The sequence below is a fragment of the Salicibibacter cibarius genome, assembly GCF_016495725.1.
In the GTDB taxonomy this organism is placed as follows: domain Bacteria; phylum Bacillota; class Bacilli; order Bacillales; family Marinococcaceae; genus Salicibibacter; species Salicibibacter cibarius.
Window position 1 is genome coordinate 3,370,914 of sequence record NZ_CP054705.1, and the last position, 24,113, is coordinate 3,395,026.

Genomic DNA, 24,113 nt, shown 5'->3' on the forward strand with positions numbered 1-24,113 from the left:
TTTCGGTGTAAAGATTGTGGCGATTTCACTGAACACCATCATTCCATAAAAGAGGAAAAGACTTTTTCCTTTTGTCCACGATGTGAAATTCGTTCGGAACGTCTATATCTAGCCCCTCACACGTTCACAATGAACAAAGCGCTCAAAAATAAACTGGATCGTGGCTCCGAGCCTAAAAAGATGAAGAAAGAAAATATAACCGGTTCCAAGCTTAAGCCGAAAAAACCCCAATCAAGCAGACCTTGGCAGTTGGGGTGAGCAAGGAAGAACAGGGCTTCACCTACAAATTGAAAATTCCTTTCCTTACCAGAGAGGTTGGAACTTTTTCTCTCTTCTATAGCAATTTTTCGTGTTCCAACGATTATAGTTGAAACACTTATTCGATTTCTTATCTCTCTTTGGCACCAAAATCGTCGGTGACGACTAATTTTTGTCACAATAACCTTGGATATACAAAAAGCTACCCCCATGATTTGAGGATAGCCCTTCCCCTTTCCTATTTTCCGATTCTCGCAAATACCCGCTCTGCGGCAGCGATGGTTTTTTCAATAATGTCATCATCATGTTTGGTTGACAAGAACATTCCTTCGAATTGAGATGGGGCGATGGAAATGCCTTCCTGCAATATCTCTTGAAAATATTTGGCGAACAGATCCAGATCCGATGTTTTGGCCGTTTCAAAATTCTTCACTTGTTCATCAGTAAAGAAGAAGCCTAGCATCGAGCCTGCCCGGTTAATATGGTGAGGAACTCCGTTCGTTTTTGCAGCTGATCGGAGGCCTTCTTCCAATCGTGCCCCTCGCCGTTCAAATTGCTCATAATCATCTTCACTCAATTGCGCCAACGTTTCATATCCCGCGGTCATCGCCAGAGGATTCCCCGAAAGCGTTCCTGCCTGATAAATCGGACCTGCCGGAGCTATATGCTCCATGATATCGGCTCTGCCGCCGTAAGCGCCGACAGGGAGGCCACCGCCAATAACTTTGCCCAACGTTGTCAGGTCGGGAGTGACGCCAAATCTTCCTTGAGCGGATTGGTACCCAACCCGAAATCCACTCATGACTTCGTCAAAAATCAACAGGCTGCCGTAATCTTCAGTTACCTTACGCACGCCCTCGAGATAGCCTTCTTCAGGCGTAACGACATTCATATTACCGGCAACCGGTTCAAGGATGACAGCGGCGATGTCATCACCATACTTTTCAAATACGAGCGATAGGCTTTCAAGATCGTTATAAGGAACAGTAAGCGTCTGTGAAGCCGTCCCTTCCGGCACTCCCGGGCTATCCGGCAACCCTAACGTAGCCACACCGGAACCTGCTTTAATTAACAATGAATCCCCATGTCCGTGATAACATCCTTCCATTTTCACGATTTTGCTTCTGCCCGTAAATCCACGGGCAAGACGTAGGGCGCTCATCGTAGCTTCCGTGCCAGAGTTTACAAACCGAACGACTTCAACGGATGGTACGCGATCAATGACGAGCTCGGCGAGAGCCGTCTCCATCTCATGAGACGTGCCGAAGCTTGTCCCCAACGCCGCGGTTTCCTGTAAACGACGTACGACACGAGGATCTGCGTGCCCAAGGATTAGCGGCCCCCAAGATTGGACATAATCAATATAGGTTTGCTCATCCAGATCTGTAATGTAAGGCCCTTCCCCTTTGTTCATATAAATCCCGTGGTCCATCCCCACCGATTTGTATGCACGGACAGCACTGCTCACTCCTCCCGGCATGAGAGGTTCGGCTTTTTGAAATGCTTGTTTCGATCGTTCAAATGTACGCATTTGAAATACCTCCTTTTTCACTTTAAAAATGTCTAACTTTGTTAATGGATTAAAGTATAAGTAAAACGAAGGCGTCCTTTATAAAGACTTGGTAGAAGCCAAGTTTTTATAAAGGATTCTCCGTTACATATCGGATTCATTTATATAACGGGCCATATCCTTGGCGAAATACGTAACAATCAAATCCGCGCCTGCCCGTTTCATACTCGTTAATTTTTCTATCACCGTTTCTTTTTCATCGAGCCAACCTTGAGCGGCAGCTGCTTTAATCATGGAATATTCCCCGGAAACATTATAGGCGACAACCGGGCGGTTAATCGTACTTTTCACATCACTGACAATGTCCAAGTAGGAAAGTGCCGGTTTCACAATCAAAAAATCTGCCCCTTCCCGGTCATCGGACATCGCCTCACGAATCGCTTCATTTCGATTAGCGGGATCCATTTGATACGTTCGCCGATCCCCAAATGACGGAGAACTATGGGCGGCATCCCGAAATGGTCCGTAATAGGCGGACGCATACTTCACCGCGTAAGACATGATCGGGATATCCCGGAAATCCGCTTCATCCAACCCAGAACGAATCGCAGCTACGAACCCATCCATCATATTCGAAGGCGCAATCACATCCGCACCTGCTTCCACTTGGGAGACGGCAGTCTTAACGAGCAAATCCAATGATCGGTCGTTTAAAATATAGCCATCTTCAATCACACCGCAATGCCCATGGTCAGTATATTGGCACAGGCACGTATCTGCAATGATCGTCAGCTCCGGATGCTCCCCTTTCAACTCCCGAATCGCGCGCTGGACAATGCCATTTTCATTGTACGCGTTGCTTCCTAACTCATCCTTATTACCCGGAACGCCAAACAACATAATGGCCTTAATTCCGTGTTCCACAACATCATCGATTTCTTTTTTCAACAAATCCAACGAATATTGGTACACGCCGGGCATTGATGGAACTTCATGTTTCGTATCCGTTCCTTCAACAGCAAAAACAGGATAAATTAAATCGTCTTTTTTGACCGTTGTTTCCCGGACGAGATCACGTAAAGAACTAGTCATCCGCATGCGCCGATGACGGTCAAACTGAAGCTCACTCATCGGTTATTCACCTCAATCAAATAGTTTGAAACTCGTTCAGCCAGATTAGCAAATGTATGTGGGAAAGCCGCTTCCACTTGCGAAAACCCCGCTTCTGAAGCGGCTTTTGCAGTTATCGTGCCAATACAAATAGCAGGCCACTTCGGAAGGTCGGGTTGCATCTGCTTAAAAGCATGAACCGCGCTCGGGCTCGTGAAGGTAATAACGCCGTTATTATGCGTGCTTAAAAATGTAGCCAACGCGTGCGCGCTTTCTGTCCATGCCCTTGTTTCATAAATGGCAGGGTCCACAACGTTCGCCCCTCGATTGTCCAAGTAGTCGGGAAGCACATTCCTCGCTTGTTTGCTTTTCGGAATCACTACCGTCTCCCCCGGGCTGATCGCATTACCCAATCCTTCAGCAAGCGCTTCTGCCGTATATGTTTTCTCCGGGACAAGATCGACTGTAAATCCAATGGAGGCAGCAGCTTCTGCTGTTTTAGGTCCGACGGTGGCTACACGGACGTTCGTGCGCCCCCATTCTTTGCCGGACATTAAGCACTCAAAGTAATGAACGGCATTCGCGCTCGTAAAAACAAGCCAGTCTATCTCACGCGCAGCCGGAATGTTTTCATGTTCCTTTAGCATTTGTTGTGTGACAAGCGGGATATGTTGCACAGGTACGGACAACGCTTGCAAGTGAGAGACTAATGGATCTTCCGCCGTCTGATCTGCCTTTCCTCTCGTCACCAGGGCAATAGGGGCATTCACCGGCATGGAGACTACCCCTCCAGATCTTTTTTCACTTGATCGAGAATTTCTTTTCCGCCACGATCAAGAAGATTGGCTGCAATGATTTTCCCTAAACGTTCCGGGTCACTTCCGGTTTGTTCGTCCTGGAGCAATGTTTTGCCATCCGGGGAAGCCACAAGCGCGCGCAGCGTAACATCATTTCCTTCCCCCATCACCGCATGTCCCGCGACCGGCACTTGGCAACTGCCTTCCACATTTTTCAAAAATGCCCGCTCCGCTTGGACCGTGCGGGCCACCTTCTCATCATGGATATGTTTCAGCAATGCCAGGATGTCTTTGTCGCCGGCGCGGCATTCAATGCCGAGGGCACCTTGACCGACGGACGGCAAGCTGTTTTCCGGCGCCAAATATTCGGTTACGATTTCGTCGGACCAACCCATTCTTGCCAAACCGGCAGCAGCCAAAACGATGGCATCAAAATCCTCGTCTTTCATTTTCCGCATCCGTGTTTCGATATTGCCGCGAATCCATTTTACTTCCACATCCGGACGCGCAGCGAGAATTTGTGCTTGGCGCCGCAAACTACTCGTGCCGACCACTGCGCCTGCCGGGAGCTCATGAAGTTTTTTTCCCGATTCCGAGATTAATACATCGCGCGGATCCACGCGCTCCGTCACCGCGCCAAGGGCGAAGCCGTCCGGAATGACGGATGGAATATCCTTCATGCTATGAACAGCGAAGTCAATCTCTTCGTCTTCCATCGCTTTTTCGATTTCTTTCACGAACAGCGCTTTCCCGCCTACCTTTGATAGCGTCACGTCAAGAATTCGATCGCCTTTCGTCACGATTTTTTTCAGTTCAAACTTATAGGGAAGCCCTAATGCTTCCAATTTCTCTTTGACCCATTCTGCTTGCTTGAGGGCCAGGTTGCTTTTCCTTGTTCCGATTACGATTGTTCTCATCATTTTCCTCCTACACACTCCATATGTGAAAGCTCGACCATTCACTCGTCAACAAATAATTGGCGAGCAAAATTAAAAATCCGAGCATGTTATAAAAAGCCATGCCATATCCTTGTTTTCCTTTTACCGCTTTTTGATACAAGTAACCGCCATAAAAAACCAACACAGCCAAAGAACCGAGAACTTTCGGGTCAAATAGAGGAATTGAATGCATGCCATCCCCGCTGTACGCCCATATAAAACCAAGAATAACACCCAATAACAATAAAGGATACGCGCACATCGTCCCTACGTATGAAAAACGGTCCAGTTTATTCAGACTTCCAAACCTTAACAATCGTTTTCCCCAATTTTTGTTCTTTAGCATTTGATGTTCCATTAAATACAACACCGAACAAGCAAAAGCAACGGTAAAACCGGCATAGGAAAGAATGATTAACGTCACATGCAGGATCAGCAGCTCGGAAGTGAGGATATCTTCCCAGACCGGAGAAAGATTGTCGGTAGGAAAAAACAAACTTACAGCCATCAAGGAAAAGCCTACCACATTCATAAAAAAAACAAGGAAATCAACACGAAAATAAAAATTAACGAGTAAAGATAGGGTAACCATTGCCCACGCATAAAAGAATAACCCTTCAAAAGGGGTTAATAGCGGGAGACGTTCAAACTGAAAAGCACGCAATACTAAGAAGATGGTTTGCAACACCCAGACGATAGAAAGGAACCAGAAAGCCAAGCGATTGGCCTTCCGGTTATTCTGGAGAAAATCAATAAAGTACCCGAATACGCTCAGACTGTATAGAACGATCGTCAACACATAGATGATATTTGAGGCGGCCAATCGGGTTCATACCACCTTTGCGAAAAAAACTGATCTAAACGGTTGCAACCCGTCAATAAACCGGTTCATTGGAATTTCCTTGCATAACGAATGACGCCTGTTGATCCTCCTGCTTATTTTCCGGGGCAGATTGTGCTTCTTTCTGAGCTTCTTCGAGGATTTTCAACGCTTCCGCTTCTTTTGCTTCCGCGACTTCATCTTCCAGACCGAAGATTTCCGTGAATAACGCCAAAGCATCTTCCCTGTTCTCTTCAGATGCCATTTCTTTGGCGCGGGTAATCGGTTCTTTTAGCAGTTGATTAACGATGCTTTTTGTATGCTTGCGCAAAACCTTGCGTTCGCGATCATCAAGGTCGGGAATCTTACGTTCAATGCTCTTCATCGTTTCGGATTGGATCGATAAAGCTTTTGTGCGTAGTGCAGAAATGACGGGAACGACACCGAGTTCGTGGAGCCAATCTTTAAAGACCTCGATTTCTTTTTTCAACATCGCTTCAATGTCGGTAGCGGCTGTTTTTCGTTCTTCCATATTCGCCGCAACGATCCCTTCGAGATCATCGATATCATACAAATAGACATCTTCCAGCTTGCCAAGCTCCGGATCAATGTCGCGGGGAACCGCGATATCAACCATAAACAGTGGGCGCCCTCTCCGTTTTTTGATGATAGCTTCGACATTCTCTTTTTGTAACATGTATTGTTCCGAACCTGTCGAGGAGATAAGAACATCCGTATCGAGAAGTGCATTTCCCATTTCTTCCACCGAACGGGCCTGTCCTTTCACATGATCGGCAAGTTCTTCTGCCCGTGCATACGTACGATTCATAACTGTAATCGTTTCGGAACCATTGGCGCGTAAATGTTGCGCCGTCAATTCACTCATTTTACCGGCACCGAAAATAAGCACATGTTTACCCGTAAAATCGCCAAACATTTGTCTGCCGAGTTCAACGGCCGCATAGCTCACCGAAGCCGGTGTATCATTAATCTCTGTCTCTCTATGTGCCCTTTTGGCAAAGGTGATCACCTGGCGGAACAATTGGTTGAAAACCGTCCCTGTTGCACCAAGCTTTTGTGCGGTACGAAAGCTTGACTTTACCTGTCCGAGGATTTGGGTTTCACCGATCACCATAGACTCCAATCCTGTGCTTACGCGCATAAGATGAACGATCGACTCATCGTTTTCCCGTACGTTTAGCACGTGTGAAAACGATTCTTGAGGCACGTCAAACCATTGGGATAAAAATTTCTTCGTAAAGTGTCGGCCGGTATGGAGCTGATCAACAACGGCATATACTTCCGTACGATTACATGTAGACACGATCGCGCACTCAAGAATACTCTTCATTTCTCTCAATGTCCCAAGCGCCTCGGGCAAATCTTCATCATCAAAAGCAAATTGCTCACGCAAATCAACAGGGGCATTTTTATAATCGATGCTGGCGACAATGATGTGCATGTATAGTTTCACCCCTACATCTTTATTCAAAAAACTTGGGCACCTGCCAAGTAGATCGAATCATTTCCCTTTATCCTTAAACTATTATAACACGAACATGCTTGTCTATTGTTTTAGAAATGTGAACAAGCACTGAAAGGATATGTTACGATAATCTCGCTAGCAACTTTATTGAAACACATTTGCTTCCTGATTCGCAAATTTCTCGTTTATCATGATGCCCAATCATCGCCACAAGCATGCGTATGTGGAAAAATTAAGCAGACCAAAACAACAGCATTGGAGCGTTTTTTATGAAAAGCAGCCAAGTTTTTCCGGGGATGGTTTTTATCGGCGCCGGTATCTATTTCCTTACACACCTCTTTGTTCCCGCGCTGGCCTCTCAATGGATGACGTGGGAAACATTGTTGATTTGGTTGGGGCTCGCCCTCTCCATTGACGGTTTTCTTTCAAAATCAGGATCGGCCCTGTTGCCGGGCGTCTTTATGGTCGGGATTGGGATCCATTTTCATGCTACCGGCCTTTATCCAAACTGGCCGAGTCACATCGGCACCCTCGCCGTGTTTTTTGGTATCGCCTGCCTGATTGCATTTTTAAGAACCAAAAAAGATTTTCTTTTTGCAGGTGTTCTATCGATCTGCATCGGAGGATTATTTCTCTTTTTTGAACCGGTTGTGGAAAGAATCACGGAAGCATCGGAATCCTTTTCATTTATTTGGCCGCTTCTTCTACTAGCCTTCGGCGTCTTTTTATTATTCAAGGGGAAGAGAAAGCGACATCGAAAAGGAACATTCCGAAGAAAGTAGCTGATGAAGACGGGGAGGGACTCCGGTTTAGAACTCACCAAGCGCGCGAATGAAGCCCCAAGCTTCTTCTTTCCCCTCTCCGGTTTCCGAAGAAAAAAGCACATATTTATCTTCCGGCAATGGCTCCAGCACATCGATGACTTGTTTGACATGCGCGGTTCGTTTTGTCTTTTTTAGTTTATCCATTTTTGTGAGCACGAGAATGACGGGAATCTCATAATGTTTAAGCCAATCATACATCGCCAAATCCTGATCCGAAGGCTCATGGCGGGCATCCAAAAGCAGTACGACGCCTTTCAATTGCGGGCGTGTTTGCAAATATTCTTCGATCATGCGCCCCCAGAACGCCCGCTCTTTTTTGGAAACTTTCGCGTACCCATAGCCGGGAATATCGACGAAATGGCAGACATCGTTAATGTTAAAAAAATTCAATGTCCGTGTTTTCCCGGGCTGTTGAGACGTATACGCCAATTTCTTTCGTTGGATGATCGCATTGATAAACGACGATTTCCCTACATTGGAACGGCCTGCAAACGCAATTTCCGGAAGCGCCGCGTCCGGATACTGCTCGGGACCAACTGCGCTGATGATAAGTTCGGCCTTATTCACTTTCATTACAGCTGCCTCCCAATGCATATTGAATGACCTCATCAAGATGGGAGACAAGAGAAATGGAAATGTCGGTCCGAATGCTCTCGGGAATATCTTCCAAATCTTTTTCATTGTCCTTCGGTAACAGGATCGTCTTCAATCCTGCGCGATGAGCACTCATTGCTTTCTCTTTTACCCCGCCGATGGGAAGCACTCTTCCTCGTAGCGTGATTTCACCGGTCATGCCGACTTCTTTTTTTACCGTGCGACCGGTCAAGGCGGATATAAGCGCGATCGCGATCGTAATCCCGGCGGATGGACCATCTTTCGGTGTCGCCCCTTCGGGGACATGAATGTGAATGTCGGTATTTTCATGAAAGCGTTCATCGATCCCCAATTTTTCGGCGTTGGTACGAATGTAGCTAAATGCCGCACGCGCGGATTCTTTCATCACGTCGCCAAGATGTCCGGTGAGTGTAAGTTCCCCTTTTCCTTTCGCTAATGAAACTTCGATGGCAAGGGTGTCGCCTCCGGCGGTCGTATAGGCAAGCCCCGTCGCTGCTCCGACTTGATCGTTTTCTTCCATTTGTCCATAGCGCATCAGCGGCTTCCCAAGCATGTCCTCCAACGTGTTTAGCGTAACGACCACTTTCTTCTTTTCTCCGGTAACAATCGTCTTTGCTGCTTTGCGGCAAATGTTTGCCAATTGCCGCTCCAAATTTCGCACGCCGGCTTCTCTTGTATAGTAACGGATCACTTTCAGTAAAGCATCATCTTTAATTTGCAAATTGCCTTTGGAAAGTCCGTGCCGTTCCAATTGCTTCGGCAATAAATAATTTGTGGCGATTGCTGTTTTTTCAATTTCCGTATAACCGGCGATATTGATCGTTTCCATCCGGTCAAGCAATGGCGCCGGAATCATCGATGCATTATTTGCCGTTGTAATGAACATGACATTGGAAAGATCATACGTTTCTTCAATGTAGTGATCACCAAACGTATGATTCTGTTCCGGATCCAGCACTTCCAGAAGGGCAGACGACGGATCGCCGCGAAAGCCGCTCGCCATTTTATCCACTTCATCGAGCAAAAAAACAGGGTTCATGACACCGGCTTTATTTATCCCTTGGATAATTTTTCCTGGAAGCGCCCCTACATACGTGCGCCGATGACCGCGAATTTCCGCTTCATCACGCACACCGCCTAAAGATATGCGAACAAATTCACGGTTAAGGGCACGGGCGACCGATTTGGCAAGCGATGTTTTCCCTACACCGGGAGGGCCGGTCAGACAGACGATCGGACCTTGCATGGACTCAGTGAGCTGTTGCACGGCCAAATGTTCCAATACACGTTCTTTTACCTTTTCAAGGCCGTAATGATCTTCGTCCAACACGCTTTCCGCATTGGCAATATCTAAATGGTCCGTCGTTTTCTCATGCCAAGGGAGGGCCACAAGCCAATCAAGGTATGTACGGATCACCGAGCTTTCCGCTGAAGCCGTCGGAACCCGTTCGTAACGCGTTAACTCTTTATGCGCTTTTTCTTCCACATTTTCCGGCATGTTCGCTTCTTCAATTTGCGTGCGCAGCGTTTCGACTTCGCCGCCTTTTCCCTCTTTATCCCCAAGTTCATTTTGGATGGCTTTCATTTGTTCCCTTAAATAATATTCTTTCTGCGTTCGTTCCATGGATTGTTTCACACGTTGGCCGATTTTTTGCTCTAAATCCAACACTTCTTTTTCATTCGTCAAAATATCAAGCAGTTTTTGCAATCGATTTTCAACATCGACAGCTTCAAGAATCTCTTGCTTGCGCTCAATTTTTAACGGCAAGTGTGAAGCGATTGTATCGGCAAAATGACCGGGATCGTCGATCTCGCGTACGGCTTGTATCGTTTCGTCGGAAATTTTGCTCGAGGCTTTTGCGTATTGTTCAAAATGGTCATTGAGCGTCTGCTTCAAGGCGGTTGTTTTTGATGGATTGCCTTTTTCCGCCGACAATGGGTCTATGTTTACTTCGTAATATTCATCACTGCTTGTGACCTCATTGATATTCGCACGTTGCATTCCTTCAACGAGGATGCGGGTCGTGCCGTTTGGCATTTTTAACATTTGTTTCACATAGGCGAGTGTGCCTGTTTGATATAAGTCTTTTTTCTCAGGTTCTTCAACTGCCAAATCAATTTGGCTTGCCAGGAGGATCCGTTGATCATCTTCCATGACTTGCTCAATGGCACGTACCGATTTATCGCGCCCCACGTCCAAGTGCAAAACCATTCCCGGAAAAACAAGCGCGCCTCTTAAAGGCAAAAGCGGGATCTTTTGACTCGTTTCCGTCGTCGGCATCGTCAACCCCCGTTCTGTTTATCATTTTTACATATGGGAAAAGGAAGGCATGCTTTCCCGTTCTTCTTTACTCGTAGGTTTCATTTTAGCTTAAGAGCATGAACGTGTCTATTCAATTGCACGGGATTTTACATATGAACGGAGGGAGAAGACGTTTCTGTTACGGAGAATCCGTGCGGCACATCCGTTTCCTCCAAGAGAACATTGGCAAATAACTCATCTAACGTGTTTAAGGGTTCCACCGTGATCCCTTGCACTTGATGCAGAACAGTCTCATCATTGTCTTTCGGAATGAACGCTTGCCTGACGCCGGCTTCCTCGGCAGCTGCCACTTTTGAAGGAACCCCGCCGACCGGCTTCAATTTTCCCCAAATGCTCAATTCACCGGTGATCGCCACATCATTTTTTACTTTTTGCTGATTGACGGCTGAATAGATCGCCGTGGCAATCGCCGATCCCGCGGAAGGTCCGTCAATCGGTGTTCCGCCGGGGAAATTCACATGAATATCGTAGCTGTCTACCGGCACTTTTAAATGGCGCAATACGGTCATAACGTTGTCTACTGAACTTCTTGCCATGCTTTTTCGCCGAATCGAACGCATTTGATTCCCTGCGTTTTCCTCTTCCGCAATCCCCGTAACCGTGAGCATGCCTTTCCCTTTCGTTTCTTGCGCGGTTGCTTCAATTTCCAACAACATCCCCAAATCCGGTCCATATACCGCAAGTCCATTTACACGGCCAACCATTGGCTCCGGGTGTATTTTTTTCTCGGGTCTGCGGCTTAAGCGACTGGCATGCACGACCCACTCAATATCGGAAACGTCAATGTTTTCCCGTTCAGCTGTTGTTGCCAACCCGGCAGCGATCTGAATCGTGTTAACTGCTTCCCGGCCATTTGTTACATAAGACGAAACCGTTTCTAACCCTTCTTCCTGGATGTCCATCTTCAATCGCTTTGCTGCACTTTTCGCCACGATCGACAATTCCTTTTGCTTAAGCGGCCGAAAAAATATTTCCAGACAGCGGGATCGCACAGCAGGGGGGATCTCATCCGGTGTTCGCGTCGTTGCGCCGATCAAGCGAAAGTCTGCAGGCAGTCCATTTTGAAAAATGTCATGGACATGCGTGGGGATGGAAGCATTTTCTTCACTATAGTATGCGCTCTCCAGAAAAACCTTGCGGTCTTCCAACACTTTTAGCAGTTTATTTAATTGAATCGGATGCAACTCCCCGATTTCATCGATAAAAAGCATGCCGCCGTGCGCTTTTGTAATCGCCCCTGGCTTCGGTTGGGGAATGCCCGCTTGCCCCATTGATCCGGCTCCTTGGTAGATCGGATCGTGAACAGAGCCAATTAGCGGGTCGGCAATTCCCCGTTCGTCAAAACGGGCCGTCGTACCGTCGAGTTCAATAAATGGAGCATCGATATTAAACGGAGAACCGTTGTTCATTTTTGCTTTTTCCATAATCAAACGGGCGGCTGCTGTCTTCCCTACGCCGGGTGGCCCATAGATAAGCACATGCTGCGGGTTAGGGCCGCAAAGCGCAGCTTCTAATGAACGCACGCCTTCATCCTGGCCGATAATGTCGGAGAACGTCATCGGACGCACTTTTTCCGCCAATGGTTCGTTTAAGGATATAGAACGCAACTTTTGCAGTTGGTGCATTTCTTTTTTTGATTCCCGGTCCACCGATACCCGTTGGGTGCGTTGATTTTTAAGTAGGTTCCAGAAATATAATCCAATCACGATTCCGAAGAAAACTTGAATGAGCATAATTAACGATGTCCAATCCATGCGGGTTCCTCCTCGTTTAACGGTCGCTCTCGCCTACCGCAATTGTCGCTAACTGCCCGTTAGTATGACTCTCCAAACGATGCAGTATGCCATTCACGAAGAGAGAAGTAAGTGGAAAATTTGTTAAGAGTTGATGAAGAGCAACGCGAGATGACGAGGAATGAGGGGAATTTGGTGAGCAGCGGGAGAAGTGGGCGGATGAAGACAGAATTGCCGGAGATGCAAATGTTTTGTTCTCAAACGAGTGGTGCATGCCAGAATCACGGGCAAGGGTAGATTTTGTCTCGGTCTCGCAAAGGCCTGATTGATGACAAAATCTCGAGAGAGGCGAATGTTTTGTCCTCAAAACGAATGGTGCATGCCAGAATCACGAACGACACGTAAATTTTGTCCTTAGAAGTGCAGGGGACATAAAATGAAAGGCCCTAAAACAGGGAACAGATATTTTATACTTTACGGCTTACGCTTTCAGGATGACGATCTAAAATCAAAATGATCGCCAAAACCGAACGCAATTCGCCTACTTCATAAAGAGTCCGACCAAACAAAGGAAGGTTTCTATTATGTTTACGATCAGCGTTGCTTCGTGTTGATTTTTACCGCTGACCGGATACTAATGACACGATTAGTGACCCTTTAATCGGTTAGCCCCCCGCTGTTCGGGTGTTAATTGTATGATTAGTGACCCCTCGAGCGTGTTTTTTGCCTCTGTTCGGGTGCTAATGACTCGGTTAGTGACTCTTTAACCTGGTTTTCACTGCTGTTCGGGTCCTAACCCGCAATTTTAGGCCTCCGTTCGAGCGAAAAAAAAGCTGGCGCGTACGCCCGAAATGCTCGCAACCAAGTTCCCATTACAGCCTATAAGAAATTAGACTGAGTAGGCGTAGTCATTACTGACTACGCCCCTCACAGATCCACACGTGCGGGTCTACGCATGTGGCTCCTCCCATTTATCCCGTTTAGAGATAAGTTTCTGATAGACAGATGTTAAGCTAACAAGGTTTAATCGCTGGAAGTAATCATTATCGAGAGCGACATGAACCATCGGACTCTTGGAACTTCGCCAAGCGAACATGCGAATCCCTCTCAGTTCATCTTCCTTCCATCCCTTGTTTCTTAATACACGATGGAGGTTTTTGACATAGCGCCAACTCCGTAGCTGTATCATGCGCAATCGACGGCGAACCCACGCATCCCATTTTCGAAATTTCCCTTTCACATGCCCATGTCCAAAGTAATTCGCCCATCCCCGAAGATAGGGGTTCAATCGGTTGTGAATGAGTGTTTCAAGATCAACGGTTTGATTCCGTCTTGTGATTTCCTTGACTTTCTTCTTAAACTTCGCTTCCTTCTTTGGGTCAATTCTTCGAATATGCTTGTAGAACTCAAAACCAAGAAATGTAAACGGTTCTTGCTTGACATCAACGACCTTCGTTTTCGTCGGATGCAACGCCAGACCCAAGTCATTCTCAAGGTAGCGGGTAACGCTTCTCATCACTCGTTCCGCTCCTTTTTGGCTTCGGCACAAAATGACGAAATCATCCGCAAACCGAACAATACGATGCCCGCGTTCCTTCATCAGCTCATCCAATTGGTTAAGGTAAATATTGGAAATTAATGGACTCAAGACGCCGCCTTGCGGAGCACCCAAAGGCGTGTCTTCATACAAATCCCCTTCCATGACACCTGCCCTCAAGATTTGCTGGATGAGTTGAATCACAGAACCATCTGTCACCCGTTTACGGATTTGAGCTTCCAATCGGTCATGCGGAATCGTGTCAAAGTAGCTTTGCAAGTCCGCATCGATCACATACGCGTATCCCTGTCGAAGATATTCACTCACTTGGTCCAGCGCCATGTGGGCACTGATAGTCGGGCGAAATCCATAACTGCACGGAAGGAAATCTTCTTCAAAGATCGGTTCAAGGATGTTTCGGATCGCCGCTTGGACCACTCGATCTTCCACCGTGGGGATACCGAGCGGACGCTTCTTCTTTCCATCCTCTTTCGTAATCATCTTTCGGCGGACAGGTTTGGGGCGATAACGTTTGTCTTTCAGCTTTTGCTGGAGCACTTCTAGATTGTCCTCCAGTTCTGCCTCATAGTCGCCAATTGTCACCTTGTCTACGCCGGGAGCTCCTCCGTTCTTCTTTACTTGAACGAAAGCGTCTCGTAGATTAGCCTTAGCGAACACTTTGTCGTACAAGCTGTACCACACGCGTCCTTTCATCGGTCTACGCTCCTTACGTCATTGCTTTCGGTTCCCTCGCTGTTTCTGTTTCCCCTTTGTTATGACACATCCGCAAGGCTAGTAGCTTTTCAGCAGTCCTTGCTTCTTTACCATAAGGCGGTGGACGGTGTACCCTTCTGTTCGACCCCGGCATCAGCCCCCTTGGCCATTTGTCCGGTTTCTGTCCACTTCCACAGACATCCGAAAGTCTACTCGCATTGATCTTCATGGGTCACGCCCTTCGCACGAAATCCCTGCCTTTTGAGCATAGGTTTCCAACTACAACGGTGTGCAGTTTCACTCATGTGCTGTCCTCGTTCCTGTTACCAGAAAGTCTTAGGCATGAGCTTCTTCACTACTATGGCGATCTCTGACTTCTCCCTCTCATCTTGATACCCTTGGCATAACCTTGCGATATCAATACCTCTATGAGGAAGCAGGGAGACCTCAATGGGTCACATCATACGCTTTCTCCCTAATCCAGCCCTCATAACACTTCGAGCTGCCAGCTATTCGGACTTCCTGTTTTCTTGCACAGTCATCCCGCTCTCGTGCCAACATGGGATTCAGCTCTGTTCAGGGATTTGCCTTCAGATCCTCCGCACGATACCTCACGGTCATCGCACTATCTGTTAGCTAATGCTTACCGGCTGTTCGGCTGCATTCGGGTCTTGCACCCTATAGCGGTATCTGCTGCCACTCGCGAAAAAAAGCATGAGCCGCGCTCATGCCATTAAACAAACATCGCTTTTATTTCGTTATGCACTTTCTCTCGGTTCAAGCTTGATCAATTCGCCATCTTTCGTCGTCAGTTCCGGCGAGCCTTCTTCCAATACACATTCTGCCGTAATCGTGCATTTGCTGATTTCTTCCTTGGATGGCAGATCGTACATGACATCCAACATGATGGATTCGATAATGGAGCGAAGGCCGCGTGCGCCTGTCTTTCGTTCGATGGCCTTTTTCGCGACTTCCCGCAATGCCTCGTCTGTAAATTCAAGCTCAACGTCATCGATTTCCAATAACTTTTGGAACTGTTTAACGAGTGCATTTTTTGGTTTCGTTAATATTTCCACCAACGCGTCTTCATCCAGCGGTTTCAAACTGGAAATAACCGGGAGCCTGCCGATGAATTCCGGAATTAAGCCGTAGCGCAGCAGGTCTTCAGGAAGAATTTTATCAAGATATTCTTCATCAGCTATCTCTCCGCTTTCAGACTCGGACCCAAAGCCAATGATTTTCTTGCCAAGCCTGCGTTTAACGACTTGCTCGATGCCATCAAAGGCTCCGCCGACAATGAAGAGGACGTTACTCGTATCAATTTGAATAAATTCTTGATGGGGGTGTTTGCGTCCTCCTTGTGGAGGCACGCTGGCTGTCGTCCCCTCGAGAATTTTTAATAGGGCTTGTTGCACCCCTTCCCCTGATACATCTCGCGTAATCGACGGATTCTCCGATTTGCGTGCTACTTTGTCAATTTCATCAATGTAGATAATTCCTTTTTCCGCTTTCTCCACATCATAGTCGGCTGCTTGGATCAATTTCAACAGAATATTTTCCACATCTTCACCGACGTATCCGGCTTCCGTTAACGAAGTAGCATCCGCGATAGCGAACGGGACGTTCAGAATACGGGCAAGCGTTTGCGCCATTAATGTCTTCCCGCTTCCCGTCGGTCCAATGAGACAAATGTTACTTTTGGCGATTTCAACATTTTCCCCATCGTTACCGGCAGCAGCCGCGGCATTTACCCGTTTGTAGTGGTTATAGACCGCGACCGAAAGCGATTTCTTTGAGTTTTCCTGGCCGATCACGTAGTCATCAAGAATTTCATCAATTTCCTGCGGTTTAGGAACGGTTTCAAGTTCGACTTCTTCTTCCGTACCCAATTCCTCTTCCACAATTTCGGTGCAAAGCTCAATACATTCATCGCATATATATACACCCGGTCCGGCCACTAGCTTACGGACTTGATCTTGTGTTTTTCCGCAAAAAGAGCATTTCAGTTGACCCTTTTCCTCATTGAACTTGATCATGTTATTCACCCCTCACTGTATAGTGTACCTTACACCCTACCCTTACTCCCAGTCAAACAAAATACGTTGGCTGATACATAGGCTACCCATTCTACATCAGCTTTACGTTACAAAAAACAAATTCATGCCGTTTTTTTAGAAAAACTTGGTTTCCGCCAAGTTCTTATAGCGGGAACCATAGTTTTACTTATACTTTAATCCCTTAACGAAGTTAAACATTCTTAAAGTGTAAAAAAGGAAGACACGGCGAGTGCCCGCGTCTTTTTCTTTTTGGCAGTTCTATTCCTGCTTATCTTCCTCTTCAGTTTCTTCAGCTTCTGTTTCTTCTGGTTTGGCTTCTACCGTTACCCCTTGATCAACAAGGAACTTCAAGGCGGATTGCATACGAAGTTCATCTTTCAATGTATCGAGCGCGCCCTGAAGACTGAGCAACTGGCGGATTTCTTCTTTGTCCCGTTCATAAGCTTGGGCCATCTCATCCAGCTGTTCTTCAACTTTCTCATCACTAGCTTCGATTTCTTCGGCATCTGCAATCGCCTCGAGCACAAGATTCAATTTCACCCTTTTTTCAGCTTCGGGCCGAAATTGTTCTTTCATGCCTTCTTCATCGGTGCCGGCCATTTGATAATACATGTCCATCGATATGCCTTGGGATTCAAAGCGTTGGCTCATTTCCTGGAGCATGCGATCGGTTTCGGTCGTAACCATCGCACTCGGAACATCAACATTCGCGTTTTCTGTTACCTGTTCGACAACGCTGTCCTGTTCGTGATGCTCTTTTTCATGTTCCTTATTGTGTTCAAGCTCTTCGCGCTTTTTCTTCTTCAATTCGTCAAGCGTTTCGATGTTTTCATCGACATCGACAGCAAATTCATCATCCAGTTCCGGAAGCTCTTTCCGTTTCACTTCATGCAACGTTACATTGAAGGTTGCCGCCCGGCCGGCGAGGGTTTCCTCGTGATAGTCTTCCGGAAATGTAACTTCAACGGTTGTTTCCGTCCCCGGTTCCAAACCTACCATTTGTTCTTCAAAACCGGGGATAAACTGTCCGGAACCAAGCTCAAGCGAGTGGTTTTCTGCTTCCCCGCCCTCAAATGGTTCACCGTCTACGAATCCTTTGAAATCAAATACAACCGTGTCGCCTTCCTCGGCAGCATCTTCGGTAACGACGAGGTCAGCGTGTTGTTCACGCAACTTTTCAATTTCTTCCTCAACTTCTTCTTCACTGACCGACGTGTCAAATTCTTCAATCTCAAGCCCTTTGTACTGCCCGAGTTCGACTTCAGGTTTTACTACTACCGTTGCCTTGAAAACAACCGGTTTTCCTTTTTCGATTTCTCCATCTATATCGATTTCCGGCTGGTCAACCGGTTCAATCCCGGTTTCTTCAACGGCGTTTGAATAGGCAGACGGAAGAACAATGTCAACCGCATCCTGATAGAGGGATTCAACCCCAAACCGTTGTTCAAATAATTTCCTTGGAACTTTTCCTTTTCGGAACCCCGGGAGGCTCACATCATTTTTTACTTTTTGAAATGCTTGATCTAGCGCAGATTTGAATTCATCTGCTCCTACTTCTACGGTGAGGACGCCTTGATTGCCTTCGCCCTTTTCCCATTTAGCAGTCATTTATCTGTTCCCTCCATGTTTTAAAGCGTTACGTCCTAATTTACAACCCCTACATTATAACATAAGCTAACATATTTTCAATCAATAGGAGATGAGTGAAAAGATGCGTGAGATGACACTACATTATTTACTAGTTTCTCCACCTCGGTGTGATCGGCATCATAGAGCATTTCCACCTTTTCTACCTCATCTTGAATGCCCATATACCGCAAGCTTTCCACGTGAATCGCAGCCGCCCATACATTTACGGTAGCCTCCGGAAGAGGGAAAGGATAATACTCCATAAAAATCCATTCCAAAATGGATTGTGCGGTTTCATACAACATCGGGTTATCCTGTGCCAGCCCATCTTCCCATTGTTCAAAAATGCTCGTTTTCAGTTCGGCCTCATATTCTGAAAAACTATTCAGTTGGACGGGAATGACGTTTTTTTCACGCTTGTATTTGCTTACCTTGATTGACGCCCCCACTTCCCAATCTTTCATCACTAATAAAAGTAACGTTTTGATCATCGGCGATGTGTTTTCGTGACGGAGCGCTGTTTCAAATGCCGCTTTCACTTGCCGCCAACTCCGCTTTTTCAATTGTTGAAACGTTCGCCACTGCACTTCCGGTGATGGATCAAAAAGACCCGCGAGCGTCTCATCACGAAGAACGGCAGAATAATCCTCATCCTCTTCCTCTGCTTCCGGCAAGAAGGCTTCCTTTTTCATTGTCCTCGCCGTAGCCAGAAATTGAAAAAAGTGTTCTGCATATTTTGCCGGTAAGCGGGAAGATTGCCGTTCCGTTTCAATCGTATCAACAACCGCGTCCCATTCCCCCAGCTGCACTAGCGCGGAGACGTAGAAATATAACACATCTTCGTAGCCCCCAATACCTTCATGCAACATGTCTGCTGCTATTGTTTTGCTATCTTCAAGGTAACCTAATTCAAGTAAGCAGACAAGTCGCCCGTAGCACGCTTGTTCATCTCTTTCATCAAACATGAGCGTTTGGTTAAAGTGTTTCAATCCCTGCTCAAAATCTCCTGCCTTCAACGCGTTCAATCCTTCGTTCAGCAAAAGACGAATGCTTCCCGGGAAAAGAACCACATTATTTTTGTCATCCACTGTCTTTTCACCTAATTTCAGGACCTATTCGGCTTTATTTTTCCCGAAATACAATACCCCTAATAACCAGAAAGCAATCATTAAAATGGTCATTGCAATTAAGACGGGAATCGGTCCAAACTGAAGAATAAACGGAATCGAGGCTGCGGTAACCAAACCACCGCCGACCATCGGTTCAAACAAAATTTGTTTATAGCCAAACGCCTTCAAAGCCGGTGTCCGGTTTTCGGGATCAACGATTTGCATCAACATGATCCCGGTTGCCGCCACTCCCGTGGATTGGCCAAAGTCGCCCATCCCTCTTTCAAACCAGTGGCTCGGAATCATACGCGGTGCTAGGTACATAAACATGACAACGTTGAGCACGACCCCGGCTACAGCGAGAATCACGAAAGGAATGATGTTGTCTCCGATGACTTGAAGGCTTAACGTCGCCATCGCGCTCACAATTAATAAATCGAGCGCTATGCCTTGAATTCGACTGACTGTCGCCCGATCGACAATTTCCGACTTGTCGGTTCTGGACATGACGATCTGGATAATAATTCCGCCGATCATCGCAATCGGGAACAGCGGCACATATTCAAACAAATACAAGTCATATGCGCTGCCCCAAGTGACATCTTCCAACCACACAAAGAATTCCAAGATGAGATAACCGATAAAAATAGCCAGTCCGACGAGTCCCGCGTGAAAAGACAACGGTTCAATGGAGATCGGGGAAGTTGTCAACTCGCCGGCAGACTCACGATTGTCTTTTTGGATAATCCCGGTCTTCTGATCTGTGGATAGATCATCGGGATGGCCGATGGAACTCGTTACCCCTTTTCTGGCTGCCCAGTTAATGAAAATAATACCAACGACAACACCGCTTAAAATCCCGATCGTTGCCAACCCAAGCGCCAAATCCAGGCCTTCTTCAAACCCAACCGCTGCAAATGTATCGCCTAAACCGGCAGCCGTTCCGTGTCCACCGACAAAACTAATCTCGATGATGGCCCCAACCGCGGGATCTAAATTGAATACCGGTGTAAGCACCGTGACGGCTAATAAAATGCCGACCACATATTGCGCCCAGGAAATCGTGTACCCGAGCGCTACTTGCGGGCCACCGATCTTCCAGATTTCCTGCAGCCTTGGAATTGCAAATCCGATAAATAAACAGGCAAATACGACGTTAATGAGCAGACCCGGCAACTCCGCCCATACGTCAAACATATTTTCCGTAAAAATCCCATACGCCATTGCTTCGTTCCCTGTCGTCGCCGTTATGATTCTACCGAGCACCTCGGGTCCCAAGAGAAGCGCAAAAAAACCGCCAATAATGGAGCTTGGCAGGAATAGCTTTTGAAATAAAGGAACTTTAAGCCGTATCCATTTCCCTATCAGTAATATAACAGTCATGATAATGAGCGCAAACCCTACTACCTCTAATGTCTCTGATGACAAGTTCTCACCTTCTTTTCTGCCTGATTCGCCATAATTTTACCGTTTACACTCTTATGTAGCAAGCGGAGGGAAGACATTAGAAAAAATACGCCCATCATGGGCGCATTTTCATTTGCTGTTCATATTCCTGAATATAATCTCCATATTGCAAGGTAACACCGATTTCATCCAGTCCATAAACAAGCATATTTTTCCAATAAGGATCAATTTCAAACGTGTGAATGATGCCTTGGTCATCTTCCACCGTTTGTTCCTCTAGGTTAACTTTGAAAGTAAGCGCGTCATCTTTGCCCTTTTCCATCCAATTTTGAACCGTTTCTTCCGGCAAGCGAAGAGGGAGCAAACCGTTTTTAAAGCTATTGTTATAAAAAATATCCCCAAAGCTCGGCGCGATAATGACTTTAAAGCCATAATCCTTCAATGCCCAAGCCGCGTGTTCCCGGGAAGAGCCACATCCAAAATTATGATCGCTCAGCAATATGGATGCTCCCTTCATATGCGGTCGGTTTAAGGGAAAGTCGGGATTTTCGCTGTCGTCATCCAGAAAACGCCAATTAAAGAAGAGGAATTGGCCAAAGCCGGTTCGCTCGACCCGCTTCAAAAATTGTTTCGGGATGATTTGATCGGTATCTACATTTACATAAGGAAGCGAGGCAACACTTCCCTCAATTTCGTGAAAAGCTTCCATTCTCTCCCCTCCCTATGCTTGTGCAGTGACGTCAAGTTCGCGTACATCCACAAATCGCCCGTGAACAGCGGCGGCAGCTGCCATAATCGGACTCATCAAGTGCGTGCGCGCCCCTTTCCCTTGACGTCCTTCAAAATTTCGGTTCGAGGTGGATGCACAGCGTTCCCCTTCCGGTACTTGGTCCGGATTCATGCCCAAACACATGCTACAGCCGGCACCTCTCCACTCAAAACCAGCATTAATAAATACTTCCGCTAACCCTTCGTCTTCAGCTTGGCGTTTCACTTTCATAGAACCGGGCACGACGAGCGCGCGAATTCCCGGAGCGACGTTCTTTCCGTCCAAATACTTGGCCGCCTCGCGCAAATCACTGATTCGCGCGTTCGTGCACGATCCGAGAAACACGTGTTGAATCGGGATATCGGTCATTTTCGTTCCCGGCGTCAATCCCATATAATCCAGCGATTGCTCAATCGCCCTCCGGTCTGCTTCTGTCTCGCCATCCTCGGGAGCAGGCACTTCGCCGTCAATGGATACGCCCTGACCGGGATTTGTGCCCCACGTGATCATCGGTTTCACTTCGGACGCATCCAATACCAACGTGCTGTCAAAGGTTGCGTCATCATCTGTCGCCAATTGCTTCCATTCCTCGACTTGCCTTTCATAGGCCGGACCTTTTTCCACATTCGGCCGCCCTTCCAAATAATCAAACGTAACCTGATCGGGACTGATTAAACCTGCGCGAGCGCCGCCTTCAATGGACATGTTACAAATGGTCATCCGCTCTTCCATCGTGAGTCCCCGAATTGCTTCTCCACGGTACTCAACGACGTGCCCGCTTCCGAAATTGACCCCGTATTTTGCGATTAACGCCAGAATGATATCTTTTGCACTCACACCGGCAGAAAGGCGGCCGTCAATGCGCACTTCCATCGTTTTCGGGCGATTTTGCCATAAACTTTGCGATGCCAGGACGTGTTCCACTTCGCTCGTGCCGATACCGAACGCCAATGCACCGAATGCCCCGTGTGTGGACGTATGACTATCTCCGCACACAATCGTCTTCCCGGGTTGTGTAAGCCCGAGCTCGGGACCGATAATATGAACAATTCCATTATGCGGACTATCCAGCCCGGCCAACTCCACTCCGAATTCCTTGCAGTTTTCCACAAGCACATCGATTTGTTTTTTGGCAATTTTATCGGTGATGGATTGGCGGTCATCCGTCGGAATGTTATGGTCCATCGTCGCGTACGTCAGATCCGGGCGCCTTACGCTTCGCCCCGCAAGCCTTAATCCTTCAAATGCTTGCGGCGATGTCACTTCATGAACTAAATGGAGGTCGATATATAGTAAATCCGGTTTTCCTTCTTCCTGATAAACCGTATGGCGATCCCAGATTTTTTCAATAATCGTTTTCCCCTTCACGCTTTCCCCCTCCTTATTCAAGTGCTTTTATGACGGCTTCGGTCATTTCCGCCGTTGTCACCGTTTCCTCCGTTTTAAGCGCAATGTCAGCCGTCCGGTAACCATCTGCCAGCACGGTTTCGATCGCTGTTTCGATTTGCTTCGCTTCCTTTTCCATTTCAAACCCGTACTTTAACATCATCGCTGCCGATGAAATAGCTGCCAACGGATTCGCGCGATTTTCTCCGGCGATGTCCGGCGCGGAACCATGTACCGGCTCATAAAGACCTACATCGGTTGAACCCATGCTTGCGGATGGCAACAATCCGAGGGATCCGGTCAACATTGAAGCTTCATCGCTAAGAATATCCCCAAATGTATTTTCGGTAACGATGACATCAAAAGCTGCCGGTTGTGCGATCAATTGCATGGCGGCGTTATCAACGAGCATATGCTCGAGCTCGACATCGGGATAATCGACTCGGATATCATCCACCGTTTCCCGCCATAATCGGCTTGATTCCAGCACATTTGCTTTATCCACGGATACGACTTTTCCCTTTCGCAAGCGCGCGGCTTGAAACGCCCGTTCGGCAATGCGCTTGATCTCCGACGTTTTATAGATAAGCGTATCAACAGCACGGGTTTCACCATCCGCGTCCTCTCGTTTTTTGGGTTCCCCGAAGTAGAGACCGCCGGTCAACTCTCTCACAATCAGAAAATCTACATCAGCGACAATTTCTTCCTTTAACGGGGAAGATTCGATAAGCGCCGAATAAGCTTTGACAGGACGCAAATTAGCATATAAGTCAAGCGATTTTCTAATTTCCAACAACCCTTTTTCCGGACGGTTGGCGCCCGGAAGGCGGTCCCACTTAGGGCCGCCCACAGCGCCAAGCAAAATGCCATCGCTTGCGGCACTGATTTCTTTCGTTTCAAGCGGCAAAGGTCCGCCTTTTTCATCAATGGCGCTCCCGCCGATCAAACCTTCTTTGAAAACAAATTCATGATCATGCAAACGTGCGATGTTTTCCATTACTTGTGTCGCTGCTCTCGTTACCTCGGGACCGATTCCGTCCCCGGGAAGTACGGCAATTGTTTTTTTTGTCATAAAAAGTCTCCTTCATCGA

Annotated in this window: 19 protein-coding genes; 2 read left to right on the forward strand and 17 right to left on the reverse strand. The window is 47.2% G+C overall.

The window, feature by feature from the left end; translation table 11 throughout:
• Positions 1 to 496 precede the first annotated feature (496 nt).
• The 6 genes from hemL to hemA all read right to left on the reverse strand — a co-directional run bounded on the left by hemL (position 497) and on the right by hemA (position 6,895).
• Positions 497 to 1,789 carry a glutamate-1-semialdehyde 2,1-aminomutase gene (hemL, locus tag HUG15_RS17135; RefSeq protein ID WP_200124251.1) on the reverse strand — a complete coding sequence of 431 codons (1,293 nt, stop codon included), beginning with the start codon at positions 1,787 to 1,789 and terminating at the stop codon, positions 497 to 499.
• A 123-nt stretch (positions 1,790 to 1,912) separates the two neighbouring features.
• Positions 1,913 to 2,899 (reverse strand): porphobilinogen synthase, encoded by a 987-nt coding sequence (gene hemB / locus HUG15_RS17140; protein WP_200124252.1) that lies wholly within the window; start codon positions 2,897 to 2,899, stop codon positions 1,913 to 1,915.
• Positions 2,896 to 3,654, reverse strand: coding sequence for a uroporphyrinogen-III synthase (locus HUG15_RS17145; RefSeq protein WP_200124253.1), 759 nt, complete (start codon positions 3,652 to 3,654; stop codon positions 2,896 to 2,898). Before HUG15_RS17145 ends, hemB begins: the two co-directional genes overlap by 4 nt.
• Positions 3,655 to 3,659: 5 nt before the next feature.
• Positions 3,660 to 4,595 (reverse strand): hydroxymethylbilane synthase, encoded by a 936-nt coding sequence (hemC, locus tag HUG15_RS17150; RefSeq protein ID WP_281393544.1) that lies wholly within the window; start codon positions 4,593 to 4,595, stop codon positions 3,660 to 3,662.
• Positions 4,596 to 4,602: 7 nt separating this feature from the next.
• Positions 4,603 to 5,436, reverse strand: coding sequence for a cytochrome C assembly family protein (locus tag HUG15_RS17155; RefSeq protein WP_200124255.1), 834 nt, complete (start codon positions 5,434 to 5,436; stop codon positions 4,603 to 4,605).
• 52 nt (positions 5,437 to 5,488) lie between these two features.
• Positions 5,489 to 6,895: a glutamyl-tRNA reductase gene (gene hemA, locus HUG15_RS17160; protein WP_200129029.1), complete on the reverse strand. Its 1,407-nt coding sequence runs from the start codon at positions 6,893 to 6,895 to the stop codon at positions 5,489 to 5,491.
• Positions 6,896 to 7,188: 293 nt separating this feature from the next.
• Here hemA and HUG15_RS17165 point away from each other — a divergent pair, with 293 nt between their 5' ends.
• The gene (locus tag HUG15_RS17165) at positions 7,189 to 7,701 is read left to right on the forward strand and encodes a LiaF transmembrane domain-containing protein (RefSeq protein ID WP_200124256.1); all 513 of its coding nucleotides are present in this window, start codon (positions 7,189 to 7,191) and stop codon (positions 7,699 to 7,701) included.
• 27 nt (positions 7,702 to 7,728) lie between these two features.
• On the opposite strand, the gene yihA is transcribed toward HUG15_RS17165, so the two are convergent.
• The 3 genes from yihA to lonB all read right to left on the reverse strand — a co-directional run bounded on the left by yihA (position 7,729) and on the right by lonB (position 12,435).
• A complete protein-coding gene (gene yihA / locus HUG15_RS17170) occupies positions 7,729 to 8,316 on the reverse strand; it encodes a ribosome biogenesis GTP-binding protein YihA/YsxC (RefSeq protein ID WP_200124257.1) in 588 nt (195 codons plus the stop codon).
• Positions 8,303 to 10,639, reverse strand: coding sequence for an endopeptidase La (gene lon / locus HUG15_RS17175; RefSeq protein ID WP_200124258.1), 2,337 nt, complete (start codon positions 10,637 to 10,639; stop codon positions 8,303 to 8,305). Before lon ends, yihA begins: the two co-directional genes overlap by 14 nt.
• A 128-nt stretch (positions 10,640 to 10,767) precedes the next feature.
• Positions 10,768 to 12,435 carry an ATP-dependent protease LonB gene (lonB, locus tag HUG15_RS17180; protein WP_200124259.1) on the reverse strand — a complete coding sequence of 556 codons (1,668 nt, stop codon included), beginning with the start codon at positions 12,433 to 12,435 and terminating at the stop codon, positions 10,768 to 10,770.
• 111 nt (positions 12,436 to 12,546) lie between these two features.
• On the opposite strand from lonB, the gene HUG15_RS17185 reads away from it, so the two are divergent.
• The gene (locus HUG15_RS17185) at positions 12,547 to 12,711 is read left to right on the forward strand and encodes a hypothetical protein (RefSeq protein ID WP_200124260.1); all 165 of its coding nucleotides are present in this window, start codon (positions 12,547 to 12,549) and stop codon (positions 12,709 to 12,711) included.
• 652 nt (positions 12,712 to 13,363) lie between these two features.
• Here the strand turns inward: HUG15_RS17185 and ltrA are convergent.
• The 8 genes from ltrA to leuB form a co-directional block, all read right to left on the reverse strand.
• Positions 13,364 to 14,665 (reverse strand): group II intron reverse transcriptase/maturase, encoded by a 1,302-nt coding sequence (gene ltrA, locus HUG15_RS17190; RefSeq protein WP_200123648.1) that lies wholly within the window; start codon positions 14,663 to 14,665, stop codon positions 13,364 to 13,366.
• 758 nt (positions 14,666 to 15,423) lie between these two features.
• Positions 15,424 to 16,701, reverse strand: coding sequence for an ATP-dependent protease ATP-binding subunit ClpX (gene clpX / locus HUG15_RS17195; RefSeq protein WP_200124261.1), 1,278 nt, complete (start codon positions 16,699 to 16,701; stop codon positions 15,424 to 15,426).
• 279 nt (positions 16,702 to 16,980) lie between these two features.
• Positions 16,981 to 18,330, reverse strand: coding sequence for a trigger factor (tig, locus tag HUG15_RS17200; RefSeq protein ID WP_200124262.1), 1,350 nt, complete (start codon positions 18,328 to 18,330; stop codon positions 16,981 to 16,983).
• A gap of 77 nt (positions 18,331 to 18,407) precedes the next feature.
• Positions 18,408 to 19,439, reverse strand: coding sequence for a hypothetical protein (locus tag HUG15_RS17205; protein WP_200124263.1), 1,032 nt, complete (start codon positions 19,437 to 19,439; stop codon positions 18,408 to 18,410).
• 24 nt (positions 19,440 to 19,463) lie between these two features.
• Positions 19,464 to 20,888 (reverse strand): sodium/glutamate symporter, encoded by a 1,425-nt coding sequence (locus HUG15_RS17210; protein ID WP_343073127.1) that lies wholly within the window; start codon positions 20,886 to 20,888, stop codon positions 19,464 to 19,466.
• A 94-nt stretch (positions 20,889 to 20,982) separates the two neighbouring features.
• Complete coding sequence (gene leuD / locus HUG15_RS17215; protein WP_200124264.1) at positions 20,983 to 21,576, reverse strand: 3-isopropylmalate dehydratase small subunit; 594 nt, start codon at positions 21,574 to 21,576, stop codon at positions 20,983 to 20,985.
• A gap of 12 nt (positions 21,577 to 21,588) precedes the next feature.
• Positions 21,589 to 23,004, reverse strand: coding sequence for a 3-isopropylmalate dehydratase large subunit (gene leuC, locus HUG15_RS17220; protein WP_200124265.1), 1,416 nt, complete (start codon positions 23,002 to 23,004; stop codon positions 21,589 to 21,591).
• A gap of 13 nt (positions 23,005 to 23,017) precedes the next feature.
• Positions 23,018 to 24,094, reverse strand: coding sequence for a 3-isopropylmalate dehydrogenase (leuB, locus tag HUG15_RS17225; protein WP_200124266.1), 1,077 nt, complete (start codon positions 24,092 to 24,094; stop codon positions 23,018 to 23,020).
• Positions 24,095 to 24,113 lie beyond the last annotated feature (19 nt).